The sequence below is a fragment of the Streptomyces sp. NPDC059255 genome (assembly GCF_042752355.1).
Classification (GTDB): domain Bacteria; phylum Actinomycetota; class Actinomycetes; order Streptomycetales; family Streptomycetaceae; genus Streptomyces.
Window position 1 is genome coordinate 204623 of sequence record NZ_JBHYZP010000002.1, and the last position, 18087, is coordinate 222709.

Genomic DNA, 18087 nt, shown 5'->3' on the forward strand with positions numbered 1-18087 from the left:
GAGTGTAGACCGACTCGACGGCACGACTGTAAGGTCCCGCGGCGAACGGCACCTCCATCAGCGGAGTGCCGGAATGTCTCAGGGGGGAGACATGGGATTCATGAGATTCCGGGTGTTCGCACAGACGCGTGGCCGACTGGCCGCGCTGGTGCCGGCCGCCGCCGGAGTGGGGGTGGCGGGACCGGCCACGGTGGCCGCCGCCGCCGACGCGCCACCCATGGGTACGGTCTTCAACGAGCCGACGGGGGACGCGGCGGCGCGGAACGCCATCAAGGACCGGATCCGCGCGCTGATCGCGGCGGCCGACGAGGGCTCCACCATCCGGATGGCCCTGTACCACCTCTGGGACAAGGCGTCGCGCAGGATCTGGTGACGGCGCACCAGGACCGGGCGGTACGGGTCCAGGTGGTGCTGGACGAGTCCAGCGTCAGCACCACGGGCATCGATCCGGCACCGTACGACACGCTCAAGGCGGCGCTGGGCACGGACATCGCGAGCACCTCGTACGTGAAGCTGTGCGCGGCGGGCCGGTCGTGCCTCGCCACCGGGAGCGGCGGCATCAACCACAACAAGTTCCTGCTGTTCAGCAGCGTCGGGGGCGGCGCTGCCCGGCAGGCCGTCGCGGACAAGCTGCGCGCCAAGGCCGCCGAAGGGTGCACGGTCGATCTCGTCTACAGCGAGACCGACACGGGGACGTGGAACGCGCTGCACGGGCAGACCCGGCTCACGACCCGCTGCTACCAGCACGACCACGACGCGGACCCTGCCACGCCCAACCGGATCGTGCACTCCAAGAACATGATGATCGACGGGAAGTACGCCGGGTCGGTGACACGGCTGGTCTTCACCGGCAGCCACAACTGGAGCGGACCCGCGCTGCGCGACAACGACGAGTCGATGGTGCGCATCAACACGGGCTCGGTGTACGACGCGTTCCTCGCGAACTTCACGCGGGTGCGGGCGGCGGCCGCTCCGGACACCGCGGACAACGTGGCGGCCTGCCGCTGACGGTGCGGCCGCCGGGGACGCCCGCCGGTCCGTACGGCGGGGAGTCCGCGGGAACGCCCGCCGGTCCGTACGGCACCCTCGCGCGTGGGGCGCCGTACGGACCGGGGCGGGCGGGGTCAGCGCATCCGTGCCGAGGGCCGGTACTCCTCGACGGGCGTCGGGTCGAGGTAGAACCACTGGGCCGTCGGTCCCGGTGTCGCCTCCTGGTCCGCCCGGGGCTCCTGTTCCGCCGCCGGGGTGGGCGGTGGGGTGGGCGCGTTGGGGGTGTTCGGCCGCAGCAGTTCCACCCGCACCTCGCCGGTGCCCCGCTGCTGTGCCACGAACTCGTCGACCTGGCTGCGGCAGGCGTGGTCCCAGTGGGTGACGGCGGTCAGATCGAGCCGGATCCTGGGCATCCCGGCGGAGGCGACCTCCTCCAGCGCGTCGATCAGCTTCGGCAGCCGCAGGAAGGTCGCGTTGCCCGCCATGACCAGCTTCGCCGTGTCGCCGGCCACCTCGGTGCGTACCGAGGTCTGCGACATCCGCAGCGCGGCCAGCACGATGCCCGCCGCGAGGCCCACCAGGACGCCTTCCAGGAGGGCGGTGGCGACGATCACGACCGTGGTGAGGGTCATGACGGCGAACTCGCCCCGGTCCTGGCGCCACATCTTCGGGAACTCCGCCGGCGCGAACAGCTTCCAGCCGCTGTGCACCAGCACGCCCGCGAGGACGGAGATCGGGATGAGGGCGAGCACCCCGGGCAGCAGCACGGCGAAGGCGAGCAGCCACAGGCCGTGCAGGGTACGGGAGATCCGGGTCTTGGCGCCCGCCTGCACATTGGCGGAGCTGCGCGCGACGACGGCGGTCATCGGCAGCGCGCCGAGGAGCCCGCAGATCGTGTTGCCCGCGCCCTGCGCGATCAGTTCGGAGTTGTAGCGGGTGCGGGCGCCGGTGTGCATCCGGTCCACGGCGGCGGCCGTGAACAGGCTCTCGGCCGAGGCGATGATGGTGAAGGTGAGCACGGTGCTCAGGACGGCGCCGTTGGCGAGCATCGCGAACTGCGAGGGCCCGGGGACCTGCACGGACGCCAGCAGATTGCCGACCTGGAGGGTGTTGATGTTCACCCCGGGCAGCGAGGCCACCGCCATGCCGCCGGCCACCGCGACCAGCGCGGCGGGCGCCTTGTTCACCGGGGCCGGCATCTTCTTCCAGAGGAAGCTGAGGACGACAGTGCCGATGCCGAGCGCGGCCGCGATCATCTTCTGCGGGTCGGCCAGGGTGCTCGCGATCAGCCCGGGGATGCCGAGCATGTTCTCGACCGGTACGCCGATGGCCTTGGCGTCGGCCATCGGGTACGCCTGACTGAACATCAGCGGCAGCCCGATCCCGGCGAGCATGCCCTGCACCACGGCGATGGAGATCGCCTGGAACATCCGTCCGAGGCGGATCAGCCCGAGCCCGATCTGGAGCACCCCGGAGGCCAGCACGATCACGCCGAGGGTGGCGAGTCCGTGTTCCAGCACCGCCTCGGCGACCAGCGCGGCGAGCCCGGCGGCGGGGCCGCTCACCTGGAGGGTGCTGCCGCGCGCCATGCCGACGACCAGGCCGCCCACGACCCCGGAGATGATGCCGAGTTCGGGGGGCGCGCTGGAGGCGACGGCCACGCCGATGCACAGGGGCAGCGCGACGAGGAAGACGACGAAGGACGCGGTGATCTCGGTGGCGAGATCCGGTTTCTGCCCGGCCCCCGTCTTCTTCTTCCCGCCCGGCCCGGCCTTCGCCTTCCCGCCCGGCCCGGCCTTCGCCTTCCCGGCGGGCCGCGGCGGGCCCGGCGGCCTCGGCGGCGCGGACGGCGGCGCCCCGTACGACCCCGGCGCGCTCCCGTAGGGGTCGGTCGCGTAGGCGTCGCTCGTGTACGAATCGGGCGCGTACGGGTCGGCCGCGTACGGGTCCCGCGGGAAGGAATCCGCGGCGGAGTACTGCCCCGTCGACGCGAACGGGTCCGGTAGGTACGGATCCGCCGCGGGGTGCTGCCCCGTGGGGGCGAAGTCGGCCGCGTACGGGTCCGCGCCGAAGGCGTCGAACGGATCCGGCCGCGCCCCGCCGTACCCGGGTTCCGGGGCCGGTTCGGAGCTGTCCGCACGGCCCGGCCCGCGGCCCGCGTGCCGGCCGCGGTGGCGGCCCGGGCCCGGCGGACCCGGCTGGACGGGGCCGCCGCCGTATCCCTGCCCCGGGCTCAGCACGGGTGCACCCGGAAGCTGTCGTCGTCCTCGTTCAGCTCCCACACCTCGCCGGTGTGGACCTCGTAGTACCAGCCGTGCAGCCGCAGCCGGCCCTCGGCCAGCCGCCGCCGGGCCGCCGGATACTCGCGCAGGGCGGCCAGTTGGACCCGTACGTTGAGCTGCGCCAGCTCCGTGACGAGCGCGTCGCCCGGTGCGGCGGGATCCGCGCCGTCCACGGGCGCGCGGTCCAGTACGGGGGCCAGCCCCGGCCTGGCGTTCTCCAGCCAGGCACCCACGCCGGGCAGGCCGGAGAGGTCCTTGCCGGAGGCCAGCGCGCCCATCGCGCCGCAGTGCGAGTGCCCGCAGACGACGATGTCCCGCACGTCGAGCACCTCCAGCGCGTACTCGACGGTGGCGGCCTCGCCGGAGACGAGATGCGGCTGGTGCGGCGGGACGATGTTGCCCGCATTGCGTATTTCGAAGACGTCGCCGGGCCGGGCACCCGTGATCAATGCGGGGATGACACGGGAATCGGAACAGGCGACGAAGAGTGCCTGTGGAAATTGCCCGTCGGCCAGTTTCCGATATGTGTCGCTTTCGAAATCGACACGGCGGCGGAACGAGCGGGCGCGTTCGAGCAGAGCCTTCATGGTGCCTCCCCAGGGGGTGGTGGTGGCCGGCGGGTGGTTGCGGGCCAGGACCTGGTTCAACACCGTAGAGAGCGCTACCCAAGGCGAAGGTTAGAGGAACACTAAGGCAATACCATCATTCGGCCGGACGCTGTGACCTGGCTCCCACTCCTCCGAAAACGGTGTTCGCCGCATTCGTTTATCGTACGGTGTTCGCCCCGGCGCGAATACGGGGGAGAACTCGCGCCGGCCGAATTCACGGAGAGACGGAAATACATGACCCTGAGGGCCCTGCTCATCGAGGACGACGAGACGATCGCCGAGCCCCTGGTCGAGGGTCTGGGCCGGTACGGCCTGACGGTGGGTCATGTGACCACGGGCGCGGACGGACTGCGCGGCCCGTACGGCGACATCGTCCTGCTCGATCTCGGGCTGCCGGACATGGACGGCATCGACGTCTGCCGGGGCATCCGGCAGGTCTCGGACGTGCCCATCATCATGCTCACCGCGCGTGGCACGGAGGCCGACCGGGTGCTCGGCCTGGAGCTGGGCGCCGACGACTACCTCGCGAAGCCTTTCAGCGTACGGGAGTTGATCGCCCGGATCCGGGCCGTCACCCGCCGGACCGCGGCCTGGGCGGGTCCGGCCCCGGCGGGCACCGCGCCCATGGGGCCCAACGGCGCCACGGGCGCCTTCGGCGGGATCCCTGCGCCCATCGGGGTGGAGGTGACCCACGGGCGCGGGGCGTTCCCGTACCCGATGCCGACCGCTCCCCCGGCTCCTGCGGCTCCCCCGGCCGCCGCGGCTCCCCCGTCCCCCGCGGCGGCCGCTCCGGCCGCGCCGCCGGTCCCGCCCGCCGCGCCGCGCCGGCCCGCACCGCCGGGACGGGCGCCCGCGCCCCCGCGGGTCCGCGAGCCGGCCTACGAGGCGCAGCCGGCCTACGGACCGGCGGGGGGTCCCGCGGCGGACCCGTTCCATGAACCTCCCGAGGCCGGGTCCGTGCCCCCGCCGTCCGCCACGGGCGCGCTGATCGTCGACCGGCGCACCCGGCAGGTCTGGGTCGGTGAGCGGGCGGTGGTCCTCACTCCCAAGGAGTTCGATCTGCTGGCCCTGCTGACCGAGGATCCCGGCGCGGTCTACTCCCGCCAGCAGATCCTCGACCGGGTCTGGGACCCGAACTTCCACGGGCCCACCAAGACCCTGGACGTCCATGTCGCCACGCTGCGGCGGAAGCTGGGGAATCCGGCCTGGATCCAGACGCTGCGCGGGGTAGGGTTGCGGCTCGCCGTGCGGACCGAACCGCACCAGGAACACCAGGGCCCGGCCGGTGCCGAGCACGCCTTCGACCACCCGGGGTCACGGTTCTGATGACGCGCAGACTACTGGTCAGCTATCTGACCCTCGCCGCTCTGGTCCTGATCTGTCTGGAGATCCCGCTCGGCTACGTCTACAGCCGCGCGGAGCGCGAACGCGCCACCAACGCCGCCCACGAGGAGGCGGAGTCGATCGCCGACTTCGCCTCGCTCTCCCTCGCCTACGGAAGCCCGGAGGATCTCGCCGCGCGGGTCGTGGCCTGTGCCGAGCGCATGGGCGGCCGGGTCCTGGTCGTGGACCCGGCGGGCGCCCCGCTCGCCACCTCGCACCGGCTCGACGCGCGGGAGCAGGCGGGTCTCGCCGAGCGCCCCGAGATCTCCGCGGCGCTGCGCGGCGGCAACGGCGCCGATGTGCGCACCTCCTCGATCGGCGGTGTCAACTGGCTCTCGGTGGCCGTCCCGGTCCGGCACGGCGCGACGCTCCAGGGCGCGGTCCGCCTCATCGTGCCCACCGACGCCGTCGCGCGCGACGTCCACCGGGTGTGGCTGGGGCTGGCGCTCGGCGGGGCCGGGGTGCTGATCGCCGTCGGTACGGTGGCGTTCGCGCTGGCCCGGTGGATCGGCGGGCCCATCCGTGAACTGGAGCGCGCCGCGCGCACCCTGGCGGGCGGCAGCCTGACCACCCCCGCGTCGGTCACCACGGGCCCGCCCGAAGTGCGGGTACTGGCCGCCACGTTCAACCGTACGGCCGCGCTGCTGGAGCATCTGCTCGCCTCGCAGAGCGCGTTCGCGGGCGAGGCGTCCCACCAGCTGAAGACACCGCTCGCGGCGCTGCGGCTGCGCCTGGACAATCTGGAACCCGATGTGCCGCCGCATCTGCGGTCCAACCTCGACGCGGCGATGACGGAGACCGAGCGGCTGGCCAGGATGGTCGAGGGGCTGCTCTCCCTCGCCCGGATGGAGGAGACCGCGCTCACCCCCGAGGCGATCGACCTGGACGTGGCGGCCAAGGAGCGCGTCTACGCCTGGAGCGCCCTGTACGAGCGGCACGGCGTACGGCTGCTGCTGCTCGGCGATCCGATCGGTCACGCGCTGGCCGTCCCCGGGGCCGTGGAGCAGATCCTGGACAACCTGCTCTCCAACTCCCTGCGGGTGGCGCCGGTGGGAAGTACGGTGACGGTGTTCCGGCGGCTGCGCGGCACCGGCGCCGAGCTCCATGTCGCCGACCAGGGGCCCGGGATGACGGCGGAGCAGCGGCGGCGGGCCTTCGACCGGTTCTGGCGCGCGCCCGACGCGCCCAAGGGCGGCACCGGTCTCGGCCTCTCCCTGGTGCAGCGGCTGACCCTGGCCAGCGGCGGCGAGGCGCTGCTGCTGCCCGCGCCGGGCGGCGGCCTGGAGGCCGTCATCCGGCTCCAGACACTGACGCCCCGGCGCCCCGGCGGCTTTCCGCTGCCCATCCCCCATCCACGCCGCCGTCCGACGGTCGGGGCGAGGGCGGGGGCGGGAGTGGGTGCGGGCGAGGGGTGACCCGTACGGGGCGGGGCGTCGGCCGGCGACGCCGCCCGCCCGGCGGCCCCGCCGCGCCGGGCGGCCGTACCGTACGGCCGCCCGGCTGCCCCGTGCCGTACGACCGGGCCGACCCGGCCGCCGCGTACGGCCGCCGCCCGGCTGCCCCGCCCCGTACGGCCGTCCCAGGTCACTGGCCGGCGAGCACGAACCATCTCGCCGGGAGATCGATCCGGGTGCCGTCGGGCAGGTGCTCCGTCTGCGGGAGCGCGGTGTCACCGCTGGCGAGGATCTCCAGGCCGGCCTCGCGCAGCAGGTCAGGCACCTCCTCGTCGGTCACGCTCGCGGGCCTGAGCCCGTGCTCGAAGACCCGCCGCAGCTTCTCCGGCGGGCCGCCGGGGCTCTCCGCCGCCCCCTGGAGCACCGCCTTGGAGGCGGGGGTCAGTTCGGCGACGAAGGCTCGGCCGCGCGTGCCGACCAGCTCCGCGACGGCCGCCGCGACCGCGGGCCGGTCCTGCGGTTCGCTCTGGTGTATGACGGCGCGCATGTAGACATTGGTGTCACCGGTGCGCTCGCGCAGCGCGCGTACGGCGTCGTGGTCGACCAGATTGAGCTGTTCGAACTCGGCCGTCCCCGTGGTGTCCGCGCGGCGGGCGTGTTCGATCGCCGCGTGCGAGAGATCCACCCCGATCGCGCGGGCGAAACGGGTCGCGAGATAGCGCGTCTGCGTGCCGTTGCCGCAGCCGAGGTCGACCACGGGCAGTGAGGTGTCGGCGTGCGGCACCAGCAGCTCGCTGTGCGGGACGGAGCCGAGCGACGGGTCGCAGTCCCAGATCGCCTCGCCCGGCGCGTCGGATGTCTCCCGCCAGTACCCTTCCCAGGATTCACGGTAGCGCGACGACACATCCATGTCGGTCCTCCCCATGTCCGGCTCGCCAGGCGCGAGTTGTCGCACCGAGGAGTACCGCCCGTGGGGAGCGCGGGGCAAGGGGGCCGGGTGGTTCCTTCACCTGCCCTTCGCACGGACACGCGGCGCCCGCGGCAGCGCCTGTTCGAACCAGACCGTCTTGCCGTGTGCCGAGCTGCTGCTGCCCCACTCGCGGGCGAGCGCGCTCACCACCCGCAGTCCGCGGCCGTACTCGTCGGAACGGCCCGCGCTGAGCAGGGTTGCGGGCGCCGGTTCGTCGTCGAGGACCTCGCAGAGCAGGGCGTCCGTACGGACCAGCCGCAGCACGACCCGGTGCGAGCGGGCGTGGTTCACGGCGTTGGTGACCAGCTCGCTGACCATCAGTTCGGCCGTGTCCACCACCGTGCCGGGCAGCTCCCAGCCGAGGAGCCGGTCGCGTACCAGCCGCCGGGCGCGCCCCACCTCGCGTGGGTCCAGGGCGAGTTCGTACTCCGCCACGTCGTCGTCCGGGATGCCGTTGAGACGCGCCATCAGCAGCGCCACGTCGTCCTTGCGCCCGTCGCGGGTGTTGAGCGCGCGGATGATCGTGTCGCAGGCGTCGTCCATCGAGGCGGCGGGGTGGGCGGCGGTGGCGCAGAGCGCGGCGAGACCGTCCCCGATGTCCGCGCCGCGCACCTCGACCAGCCCGTCGGTGCAGAGCACCAGCCGGTCGCCGGGGCGGATCCGTACGGTCGCGGTCTCGAAGGCCACGCCGCCGACGCCGATGGGCGCGCCGGTCGGCACGTCGAGGACGTCGCCGCTGCCGTCCTCGGCGCGGACGAGCACCGGCGGGATGTGGCCCGCGTTGGCGATCTGGACCTCGGAGCGGATCGGGTCGTACACCGCGTACAGGCAGGTCGCCAGGTACTGTTCGCCGAGCCGCTGCGCCAGGTCGTCAAGGTTGCGGAGCAGTTGGGCGGGCGGCATCTCCATGGTGGCCATCGTCTGGACGGCGGTGCGCAACTGGCCCATCATCGCGGCCGAGTTGAGGCCGTGGCCCATCACGTCCCCGACGACCAGCGCGGTACGCGACCCCGGCAGCTTGACGGCGTCGAACCAGTCGCCGCCGATCCGGCCGAGCCGGGTGCCGGGCAGATAGCGGGTGGCGATGTCGCACCCGGCCATGCGCGGCGGGACCTGCGGCAGCATGCTGTCCTGGAGCGTCTCGGCGACGTTCTCCTGGTAGGTGTACATGCGGGCGTTGTCGAGGACGAGCCCGGCGCGGGCCGCGAGTTCGGCCCCGGTCGTCCGGTCCATGGCGTCGAACGGCTCGCGCTCGGGCCGCCGCATCAGCACCATGAAGCCGAGCACCACGTCCCGCGCCTTGAGCGGGACGAGCAGCATGGAGCGGTGGTTGATGAGGGGCCGCAGATCGCGCTTCTCGAACTCGCCGGAGATCCGGTTGCCCTGCTCCTCGCTGATCCGGGGGATGAGCACGGGCTCACCGGTGACCATGCACTGGAAGAACGGGGTGTGTTCGGGGAAGGCGATGGCCTCGCCGACCGGGACCGTGTCGTCCCAGCGGCCCGGCTCGTCGTTGTGTTCGACCCAGACGCGGTGCCAGATGGTCGTGACGTCGGGCGGCCCGTCCGGGAACCCCTCGCCGGCGAGCACGGCGGCGCGCAGATGGGTGCCGGCGAAGTCGGTGAAGCGGGGCACCGCGGCGCTGGTGACCTCGCGGATGGTGCGGGCCAGATCGAGGGAGCTGCCGATCCGGCCGCTGACCTCGTTCAGGAATTCGAGGCGCTCACGCACCTCCGCGTACTCCAGGTCGAGTTCGGGCCGGGGCGCGGCCCGCCGCCGGTACGGTGCCGACTCGTCCTCGGGCTCCAGGCTCCCCGGGCGCCCCGCCACCCGTTTCGGCACGCCCCAGTCGGGGGTGACCGGAACCCGGTCCTGGTGGCTGAACTCCAGTACGGGATAGCCGAGTTCGAGGACCTGGGAGACGATGCGGCCGGCCGCGGCGGGCCCCATGTTGGGCAGGATGTCCGGCAGCCGCCGGGCCAGCCGGTCGGCGTCGGGGAACTCCGTGTGCAGGGCGAAGGCCGGGGTGATCCGCAGCACGCCGCCGTCCGGGTCGCCGGTCGCCTCGCCGTCCGCCGTCCGGAACTGCGCGGCGTCGGCGGCGAGTACGAGATGGCGTCCGGGGCCCGGACCGACCAGCGGATAGGCCCACCAGAGCACGTCGAGCCTGCCGCGCCCCGGCTCGGAGAGCTTGGCGCATCCGGCGGTCGCGTAGGAGCCGCGGGTGTGCAGCTCCGGGCCCAGCTCGTCGCGGCCGTACCGGACGTCGTACCCCTGCCCGGACGGGGCGTCGTGGCCGGACGGAACGTCCTGGCCGGGCCGGCCGTACGGGCCCTCGTCGCCTCCGTGGGCGACGCTCGGCTCGTCCTGCGCGAGGGCGCCGGCCACCGGCATCAGATCCGCCGCCGCCTGGCCCACCGCCTCGTCCCGCGTGGGCCCGAACAGCCGCCGGGCCCCGCTCGACCAGTGCGACACCAGTCCGTCGCCGTCCACGACGACCACGGCGAGCGGAATCCGGCCGGCCGCCGCGAATTGCTCGGGCGGCCCCGGCGGAATACCCCTGTCCATGGGTGGGAGGCTCCTTCCCTGCCGCCGGGATCCGCGGCTCCGCCTCCACGGTACGCACTTCGGCACAGGTTGCGCCGGGCAATGAACTAATCGGTAGTGCGCCCGCGCACAACCCCTTCTTCACGGAACTTCACTGAATTCCGGTCAGTCCTCGTGGCCCAATTGCAGATCGCGTTCGGTGCGCCCGCCGCCCGCCATCCGGAGCACGGTGGCCACCGGAGGATAGCCCGCCGCGATGACCGTGTACTCGCCGGAGGAGAGATCGACGAAACGGAATGTGCCGTCGGCGCCGGTGGTCAGGGTGTCCACCACGTTGCCCGCCGCGTCGAGCAGGGTGACCCTGGCGTCCTCGACGGGCCGCCCGCCCCCGGCCCGCACGGTGCCGCGCAGTACCGCCCCGCCGGCCAGCTCGATGTCCTGCCGGGTCTCCCGCGACGCCTGCACGGTGACCGGGAGCGCGGCGGGCCGGAAGGCGGGGGCGCTCGCGGCCAGCGTGTACTCGCCCGCCACCAGCTCCGAGATCACATAACCGCCCTCGCGTCCGCTGCGGGTGGTCGCCACGACGTCCCCGCGGACGTCGGTGAGGGTCACGGCGGCGTCCCGTACGGGGGTGCCGTCGGCGGTCACCACGGCGCCCGCCAGCCGGCCCGCGCCGCCGAGGACCACGTCCAGCTCGACGGGGCGTTCGCCGACGGTCACCGTGACGGCCTGCGGCTGGTGCCCGCCGGCCGCCGCGATCATCACGTACGACCCGGCCCCGGGCACGCTCAGCGCGTACCGCCCGTCCTGGCCGCTCGCGCCGCGCCCGATCTGGTGTCCCTGGACGTCGATGAGGGTGAGGGCGGCGCGCGGCACGGTGGAGCCGTCCGGGTGCTGGACGGTGCCGCAGACGGCCACGCCCGGAACGTACGCGGCGGGCGCCCCCGGGACGTACGCGGCGGGCGCCGGGGCGTACGACGCGGGCGCCGGGGCGTACGCGAGGGACGTCTCCGGGACGTACCCGGCGGGCGCCCCCGGCACCGGCGGTGCCCCGGCGGCGGGCGGGGCGGCGCGCGGCGGCGGGACCGCGGCCGGCTCGGCGGCGGTGGGCTCGGCGGCGGAGGCGTTCTGGGACACCAGCGGTTTCTCCTTGAGGAAGAAGGCGGTCAACAGGCCGAGCGCGAGCACCGGCACGAGATAGAGGAAGATCCGCGGCATGGCGTCCGCGTACGCCTGGACGTAGCCGTCACGCAGCGCGGGCGGCAGGGCATGGACCGTCTGCGGGGTGATGGACTCGGGGCTCGGCAGATCCGCCCCGGCGGGCAGGCGGTCGGCCAGCGCCCCGGCGAGGCGGCCCGCGAAGAGCGTGCCGAAGACGGCGGCGCCGACGCTGCCGCCGATCTGCCGGAAGTAGTTGTTGGCGCTGGTGGCGGTGCCGAGGTCGGCGGGGCGTACGGAGTTCTGCACGGCCAGCACCAGCACCGGCATCACCAGGCCGACCCCGAGCCCGAGGACCGCCTGCGCCACCGCGCAGAACACCAGGGACGTGTCGGCCTCCAGCCGGGACAGCAGCCACATCCCGACGGTCGCGACCGCGGAGCCGAGCACGGGGTAGATCTTGTAGCGCCCCGTACGGCTGACGAGCTGCCCCGCGAGGACGGAGGAGACGACGATGCCGCCCATCATGGGCAGCATCAGCAGCCCGGACTCGGTGGCGCTGGCCCCCTCGACCATCTGGAGGAAGGTCGGCAGATAGCTGGCCGCGCCGAACAGCGCCACCCCGGCGATCGCGCCCAGCAGTCCGGTGACGTTGAAGACGGAGTCGCGGAAGAGGCGCGGCGGGATGACCGGTTCGGCGGCGAAGCGCTCGACGACCAGGAAGAGCACCGATGTCACGACGGCGCCCGCGGCGAGCGCGAGGATGACGCGGGAGCCCCAGGCGTACTCCGTACCGCCCCAGCTGGTCAGCAGCACCAGGCAGGTGGACGCGGCGGCGAGGAGCAGCGTGCCGAGAACGTCGAGCCGGGCGCGGGCGGCGGGTTTGGGGAGCTTGAGGACCGCGGTGACGACGGCGAGGGTGACCAGCCCGAAGGGCACGTTGAAGTAGAAGCACCAGCGCCAGGAGGCGTGGTCGGTGAAGAAGCCGCCGAGCAGCGGCCCCGCGACGGAGGCGAGCCCGAACGCCGCCCCGATGAGCCCCATGTACCGGGCGCGCTGCCGGGGCGGCACGATGTCCGCGATGATCGCCTGGACACCGATCATGAGTCCGCCCGCGCCGACGCCCTGGAGCGCGCGGAAGGCGATGAGCTGGTCCATCGTGCGGGACCAGCCGGCCAGCGCGGAGCCGATGACGAAGACGACGATCGCGAACTGGAAGACGCCCTTGCGGCCGAGGAGGTCGCCGAGCTTTCCGTAGACGGGCAGGCCGATCGTGGCGGTGAGCAGATACGCGGTGATCGCCCAGGACATCCGGTCCAGGCCCTGGAGTTCGCCGACGATCTTCGGCAGCGCGGTGGCCACGATCATCTGTTCCAGCGAGGCCAGCAGCAGCGCGAGCATCAGGCCGAGGAAGACCAGTCGGATCCGGCGGGGGCTGAGCGGGGCCGCGGCGCCGGACACGCCCGGGGTGGGGGGCCCGGGCGTGTCCGGGCCGGCGCTCCGCGGGGTGGGCCGCCGCCCGGCGCCGTCGCCGTGCCCGTCCCCGCCGTGCCCGTCCCTGCCGTGGGCGGCTCCGCCGTCGCCTTCGACGGCCGGCCCGCCCTCCGGCATCAGAGTGGTCCCACCCACGTACTGCTCCCCTCGTCGCACCTGCGCGGCGTCATTCTTCGCATTGGCCGCCGAGCAGGAGCAAGCGGAAGGCTCTCCCCCGAAGAGGAGTGTGACGGTGGGAAGTTGAGAGGAAAAGGTGGCAGCGAGGCGCTCATCAGGGGCTTTCCCGCGACGCCGCACGCCGGGGGCGCACCACCGCGCCGCGGGGAAAACCACTCGAAACGGTGAGAGGGGGTCAGCCCTTCTCGGTCTCCGTGGCGAGCTTGGCCAGCAGCTCGCCGTAGATGCGGCCGAGCCCCTTCGGCGCGAAGGTCCGCTCGAAGAATCCGCCGATGCCGCCGGCGCCGTCCCAGACCGTGGTGACGGCCGCCTTCGAACGGCCCTCTCCGGCCGGGGTGACGGTCCAGGTGGTGACCATCGAGGAGTTGCGGTCCTTCTCCACGAGCCGGCCGTCGCTGGGCTCGGTCACCTCCAGCAGGCAGTCACGCACCCGCTTGCTGGTGGCCTGGAGCCGCCAGTGGACGAGGGTGCCCTCACCGTCGCCGCCCTCGCGGACCTCGTACTCGCTGAACTGCCCCGGGAGGAGCTTCGCGCGGGTGTTCTCGTAGTCGGCCAGAGCATCGAACACCGTCTCCGGGTCCGCCGCGATGATTCGCTCCGTCGTGGCCTCGACCTGCGCCATGGGCTCTTCCTCCAGCACTCGGTTCTTCAGTGGGGTGCGGCCAGCCAACCACCCCCCGGCACACCCGCCCAAATCCGGGGTCGCGGCGATCAAGGGAACAAGTGTTCTATTCTGTCGCCAGTGCTACCGAGGAGGCACCCATGCGCTGGGACAATCTGGCCGAAAGCCCACCCGACACCCCGGGGACCGGAACACCCGGAGCGAGCGGACCCCCCGGACCGACCGGCACACCGGGGCCGCCGCCCGGAGAGATCGCGCTCTTCGGCACGGCCGCGGTGACGACCCGCACCTTCGACACCCCGGAGTTCCGCGGCATCACGTTCCACGAGATCCGGGCCCGTTCGATCGTGAACCGGGTGCCGGGCGCGTCCCGCATGCCGTTCGAATGGACGGTCAACCCGTACCGGGGCTGCACCCACGCCTGCGTCTACTGCTTCGCCCGCAAGACCCACAGCTACCTGGACCTGGACACCGGTCTGGGTTTCGACTCACAGATCGTCGTCAAGGTCAACGCGCCGGAGCTGGTACGCCGCCAACTGGCCTCCCGCCAGTGGCAGGGGGCGCACATCGCGATGGGCACGAACGTCGACTGCTACCAGCGGGCCGAAGGCCGTTACCGGCTGATGCCGGGGATCATCGCGGCGCTGCGCGACCACGCCAACCCGTTCTCCATCCTCACCAAGGGGACGCTGATCCTCCGCGATCTCGATCTGCTGCGCGAGGCCGCCGCCGTCACCGACGTCGGCATCTCGGTGTCGGTCGGCTTCCTCGACCAGGAGCTGTGGCGCACGGTCGAACCCGGCACGCCCTCCCCCGAGCGCCGCCTCGACGTCGTACGGACACTGACCGGCCAGGGCATCGGCTGCGGGGTGCTGATGGCCCCGGTCATCCCCTTCCTCGGCGACAGCCCCGAACAGCTCAGGGAGACGGTCCGGGCGATCGCCACGGCCGGCGCCGCCTCCGTGACCCCGCTCGTACTGCATCTGCGGCCGGGCGCGCGCGAGTGGTTCATGGCGTGGCTGGGGCAGCACCACCCGCATCTGGTGGCCCGGTACGAACGGCTGTACGCGGACGGGTCGTACGCCCCGAAGTGGTACCAGCGGCGCATCACCCGCCAAGTACACGAACTGGCCGACGAGTTCGGCATCGGCCCCGCAAGCAGCGGCACGGCCCGCCGAATCCGCACAACCCCCGCGACGCCGCCGCCCCAGGAACCCGGCGGGACCCAACTCACCCTGCTGTGACAGCGCGGGCCACTCTGGAGCGGAGAACGCGTCGCGGCGGCGGCCCGGATCGCGCCGGACATCGGCCACCACGACGGTCGAAGTCCGCTTCGCCACAGGCGAATCCCTCCTGTCCGCAGGCAGAACCTTCGGGCAGGAGGAGACGGACACGCCGCCCTCCCGACGGCCCCCACTGAACACCCGTCGCCAGTACCGAATCCCACAATCAACTGGGAGTTCTTACCAGGCGATTCAGGAGGCCCTCTCTTTCACCCTTGCCGCCGCCCCGCGATGATTGGCCAGGTGCTCGACGAGCCATGGAGAGCGCGAGCTTCAACAACATCGGAACACGCCGATCATGCTTCGAAGGGGGAATTCGGTGGACAAGCGTTATGAGACCTACTGTATGGCCGACCCGGTGTTCTTCGAGGCACCCGGCAGGTTCGGGGGGCCCGACGGTGTGGCGGAGGGAGGTGACTACACCGCGGCCAGGCGGACGGTGCCGGACGGCTGGCACAGCCACCGCGGGGACCTCTGGCTGGAGTTGCACCCCAGAGGCGAGGACATGGTCGACCAGGGCTGGAAAGTTCATTCATCGGGAACCGCGGAGAACGCGGAGCGCGTTATCGAGACCGTCTGGAATTTCTGCGTCCCACGTCGGTACGCGTTCAAATTCCTGCCGAGCCGCCGCGCTTTCCTGGGACAGAACGCAAAATACGCGGCACGCGGATCCAGCGGGAAACTCGTGACCATCTATCCGCGGAACGAGCAGGAACTGAGCGACATTCTCACCGAGCTCTCCTCCCGGCTCCAGGGCGAGTCGGGCCCGTACATCCTCAGCGACGCCCGTTACGGATCAGGTCCCCTCTACGTGCGCTACGGAGGCTTCCGCAAACGGGAACTCCTCCTGGAGAGCGGTGTGGTCGTGCCAGCGATGCTGGCTGTGGACGGGGATCTCGTCCCCGACCTGCGCAAGCCGGTGTTCGAGGTGCCGGATGGGGTGACCCCGCCGGAGATCCTTCGCAAATCCATCGCCGAGCGGACCACTCCGTCAGGGACGGCGATCCCTTTCCCCTACCGGGTGGAAAAGCCCCTGCACTTCTCCAACGGGGGCGGAATCTACCTGGCCAGGCGCTTACGGGACGGCCTTCAGGTGGTACTGAAGGAGGCCCGGCCGCATGCCGCCCTGGACGCTGCCGGATCGGACGCGGTGGCGCGGCTCCTGCGGGAGCGGGACATCCTGCGCAAGCTGACCGGGGTACGTGGAATTCCGCGACTCTACGAGCACTTCACTGCCTCTGACCACCACTTCCTCGCCATCGAACACTTCGACGCCGAGCGGCTGAGCGCCAAGGAGGCGCAGACGTATCCCCTGCTCGGCGCGGCTCCCTCGGCGGAGGAAAAGACGGCGTACACCGCCTGGGCCATACAGGTGTGTGAGCAGGTCGAGTCCATCCTTGACGCGGTCCACGCGCGCGGCGTGGTGTACGGGGACGTACACCCGAACAACGTGCTGCTGCTCAAGGACGGCCGGGCCGTACTCATCGACTTCGAGACATCGTCGGACGATCCCGCGGGTTTCCGGCAAGCGCTCGCCGCACCGGGCTTCGCGGCGCCGCCCGAAATGCGCGGCGCCGGGATCGACAAGTTCGCCCTGGGGGTGCTCCGGCTGTGGCTCTTCATGCCTCTGGTGGCGATCCTCTGCCTCGACCAGGCGAAGGCGCACGACCTGATGGCCGCCGCGCGGGAGAACTTCCCGATCCCCGACTCGTACCTGTCCTCGATCCGGGAGGCCATGGGGGATTCACCGCCCGAGACCAAGGCGGTGCGGGCTGGGGTCGGCCGTCCGAGGGTGCGGGTGGAGGGCACGGACGGCGAGGACACCGACTGGCCGGCGCTCATGGACTCGCTGGCCTCGGCTATCACGGACAGTGCGACCCCCGACCGGCTGGACAGACTGTTCCCGGGTGACGTGCGCCAGTTCTCCCACGCTGGCGAGAGCTTCGCATTCGGCGCGTCGGGGGTCCTCCACGCGCTCGCCGAGTGCGGCTACGAGGTCCCCGACGGGTCGGCCGAGTGGCTACTGGGCGCGGTCGACCGGGGAGGCTCCGTTCATCCCGGCTTCTTCGACGGTGGCCACGGGGTGGCCCATGTGCTGGATCGGCTCGGCCGTCGCAAGGAGGCGCTGCGGCTCCTGGAACACGCGGACAGGGCTGTCGACCGGTTGCACAATCCGAATCTCTTCAGTGGCCTCTCCGGAATCGGCCTCAACCTGGCGCATTTCGCCGAGGTCACCGGCGATGGATCCTTACGGGCGCGCTCCCTGGGGCTCGCGGAGCGGGTCGCCGGGACCGTGGCCCACGGGAGCTTTTCCGCAGCCTCTACGTCCATGCCCGGCGAACTCGGCCCGGTTCGGGCTCCGACCGGCCCTGCGGGCCTGATGCACGGCTGGTCGGGGCCGGCCCTGTTCCTGCTGCGCACCTACGAGGCGACCAGGGATCCAGCCTGGCTCGACGCTGCGGTCCGGGCCGCTCACCTCGACCTCGACCGGTGCCGGGTGTCCAGTTTCCGCACCCTGAACGTGGACGAAGGCTGGCGTCTCAACCCGTATCTGGAAGGCGGCTCCTCGGGGATCGCGCTGATCTGCGCGGAACTGCTGACACACCGCGAGGACGCGCGGCTGGCGGATTCGATGGAGGCTGCGAGGAACGCGTGCGCCTCCGAGTTCTTCGCCCTGCCCGCCCTGTGGACCGGCCGGGTCGGACAACTGGCCGTGCTGCACCACATCGCCGACCCGGCGGACCCGGTGGCCGCGACCCAGGTACGCCGCCATCTCGGCCGCCTCTCCTGGCACCTCCTCGGACTGCGCGGCGAATCCGTCTTCCCGGGCTTCCAGCTCATGCGCATCTCCATGGACCACGCCACTGGAAACGCGGGGATCCTGCTCGGCCTCAAGAGTGTGCTGAGCGGCTCCGTGGGTTTCCTCCCATTCCTCCGGCCGACCGCTGAGGCGGTCTGACGGAGTTCCATCTCACTCGTACGGGACCGCTGTGGTCCGTACCGAACCGAAGGAGCACCTCATGACGAACGTCCTCGATCTTCAGGCTCTGGAGCTTCCTCAGGAGGAGGCCGACGCCCTGGCCAGTACCCAGAGCAACCACTGCAACGACACCAGCAGCATCAGCATCTTCTGCTGAACGAGTCTGCCGAGCCGACCAGTTGACGATGGACCGGGCGGC

The 18087-nt window shown here is 72.2% G+C and carries 13 protein-coding genes; 7 read left to right on the forward strand and 6 right to left on the reverse strand.

Features of this window, described 5'->3' with window-relative positions; all coding sequences use genetic code 11:
• Window positions 1–91: 91 nt before the first annotated feature.
• Together ACFXKG_RS04610 and ACFXKG_RS04615 are read left to right on the forward strand one after the other, a co-directional pair.
• A complete protein-coding gene (locus ACFXKG_RS04610; RefSeq protein ID WP_384832250.1) occupies window positions 92–373 on the forward strand; it encodes a hypothetical protein in 282 nt (93 codons plus the stop codon).
• Window positions 370–1008: a phospholipase D-like domain-containing protein gene (locus ACFXKG_RS04615; RefSeq protein WP_384832253.1), complete on the forward strand. Its 639-nt coding sequence runs from the start codon at window positions 370–372 to the stop codon at window positions 1006–1008. Before ACFXKG_RS04610 ends, ACFXKG_RS04615 begins: the two co-directional genes overlap by 4 nt.
• A 116-nt stretch (window positions 1009–1124) precedes the next feature.
• On the opposite strand, the gene ACFXKG_RS04620 is transcribed toward ACFXKG_RS04615, so the two are convergent.
• Together ACFXKG_RS04620 and ACFXKG_RS04625 are read right to left on the reverse strand one after the other, a co-directional pair.
• Entirely contained in the window at window positions 1125–3230 is a 2106-nt protein-coding gene (locus ACFXKG_RS04620) for a SulP family inorganic anion transporter (RefSeq protein ID WP_384832256.1), read from the reverse strand.
• Complete coding sequence (locus tag ACFXKG_RS04625) at window positions 3224–3859, reverse strand: carbonic anhydrase (RefSeq protein ID WP_384832812.1); 636 nt, start codon at window positions 3857–3859, stop codon at window positions 3224–3226. The genes ACFXKG_RS04620 and ACFXKG_RS04625 overlap by 7 nt, the downstream gene beginning before the upstream one ends.
• A gap of 255 nt (window positions 3860–4114) precedes the next feature.
• On the opposite strand from ACFXKG_RS04625, the gene ACFXKG_RS04630 reads away from it, so the two are divergent.
• Window positions 4115–5206, forward strand: a complete 1092-nt coding sequence (locus tag ACFXKG_RS04630) for a response regulator transcription factor (protein WP_384832259.1) — start codon at window positions 4115–4117, stop codon at window positions 5204–5206.
• Complete coding sequence (locus tag ACFXKG_RS04635; protein WP_384832262.1) at window positions 5206–6678, forward strand: sensor histidine kinase; 1473 nt, start codon at window positions 5206–5208, stop codon at window positions 6676–6678. The genes ACFXKG_RS04630 and ACFXKG_RS04635 overlap by 1 nt, the downstream gene beginning before the upstream one ends.
• Window positions 6679–6847: 169 nt before the next feature.
• Here ACFXKG_RS04635 and ACFXKG_RS04640 read toward each other — a convergent pair whose 3' ends face one another.
• The 4 genes from ACFXKG_RS04640 to ACFXKG_RS04655 all read right to left on the reverse strand — a co-directional run bounded on the left by ACFXKG_RS04640 (window position 6848) and on the right by ACFXKG_RS04655 (window position 13625).
• Entirely contained in the window at window positions 6848–7567 is a 720-nt protein-coding gene (locus tag ACFXKG_RS04640) for a class I SAM-dependent methyltransferase (RefSeq protein ID WP_384832265.1), read from the reverse strand.
• A 96-nt stretch (window positions 7568–7663) separates the two neighbouring features.
• The gene (locus ACFXKG_RS04645; protein WP_384832268.1) at window positions 7664–10195 is read right to left on the reverse strand and encodes a SpoIIE family protein phosphatase; all 2532 of its coding nucleotides are present in this window, start codon (window positions 10193–10195) and stop codon (window positions 7664–7666) included.
• A 144-nt stretch (window positions 10196–10339) separates the two neighbouring features.
• Window positions 10340–12943 (reverse strand): MFS transporter, encoded by a 2604-nt coding sequence (locus ACFXKG_RS04650; protein ID WP_384832815.1) that lies wholly within the window; start codon window positions 12941–12943, stop codon window positions 10340–10342.
• A gap of 235 nt (window positions 12944–13178) precedes the next feature.
• Window positions 13179–13625, reverse strand: coding sequence for an SRPBCC family protein (locus ACFXKG_RS04655; protein WP_384832271.1), 447 nt, complete (start codon window positions 13623–13625; stop codon window positions 13179–13181).
• A gap of 140 nt (window positions 13626–13765) precedes the next feature.
• Between ACFXKG_RS04655 and ACFXKG_RS04660 the strand changes: the two genes are divergently transcribed.
• The 3 genes from ACFXKG_RS04660 (at window position 13766) to ACFXKG_RS04670 (ending at window position 18045) form a co-directional block, all read left to right on the forward strand.
• Complete coding sequence (locus ACFXKG_RS04660; protein ID WP_384832274.1) at window positions 13766–14869, forward strand: Rv2578c family radical SAM protein; 1104 nt, start codon at window positions 13766–13768, stop codon at window positions 14867–14869.
• A 337-nt stretch (window positions 14870–15206) separates the two neighbouring features.
• Window positions 15207–17867: a class III lanthionine synthetase LanKC gene (lanKC, locus tag ACFXKG_RS04665; protein ID WP_384832277.1), complete on the forward strand. Its 2661-nt coding sequence runs from the start codon at window positions 15207–15209 to the stop codon at window positions 17865–17867.
• 31 nt (window positions 17868–17898) lie between these two features.
• Complete coding sequence (locus ACFXKG_RS04670) at window positions 17899–18045, forward strand: class III lanthipeptide (RefSeq protein ID WP_384832280.1); 147 nt, start codon at window positions 17899–17901, stop codon at window positions 18043–18045.
• Window positions 18046–18087: the final 42 nt, after the last annotated feature.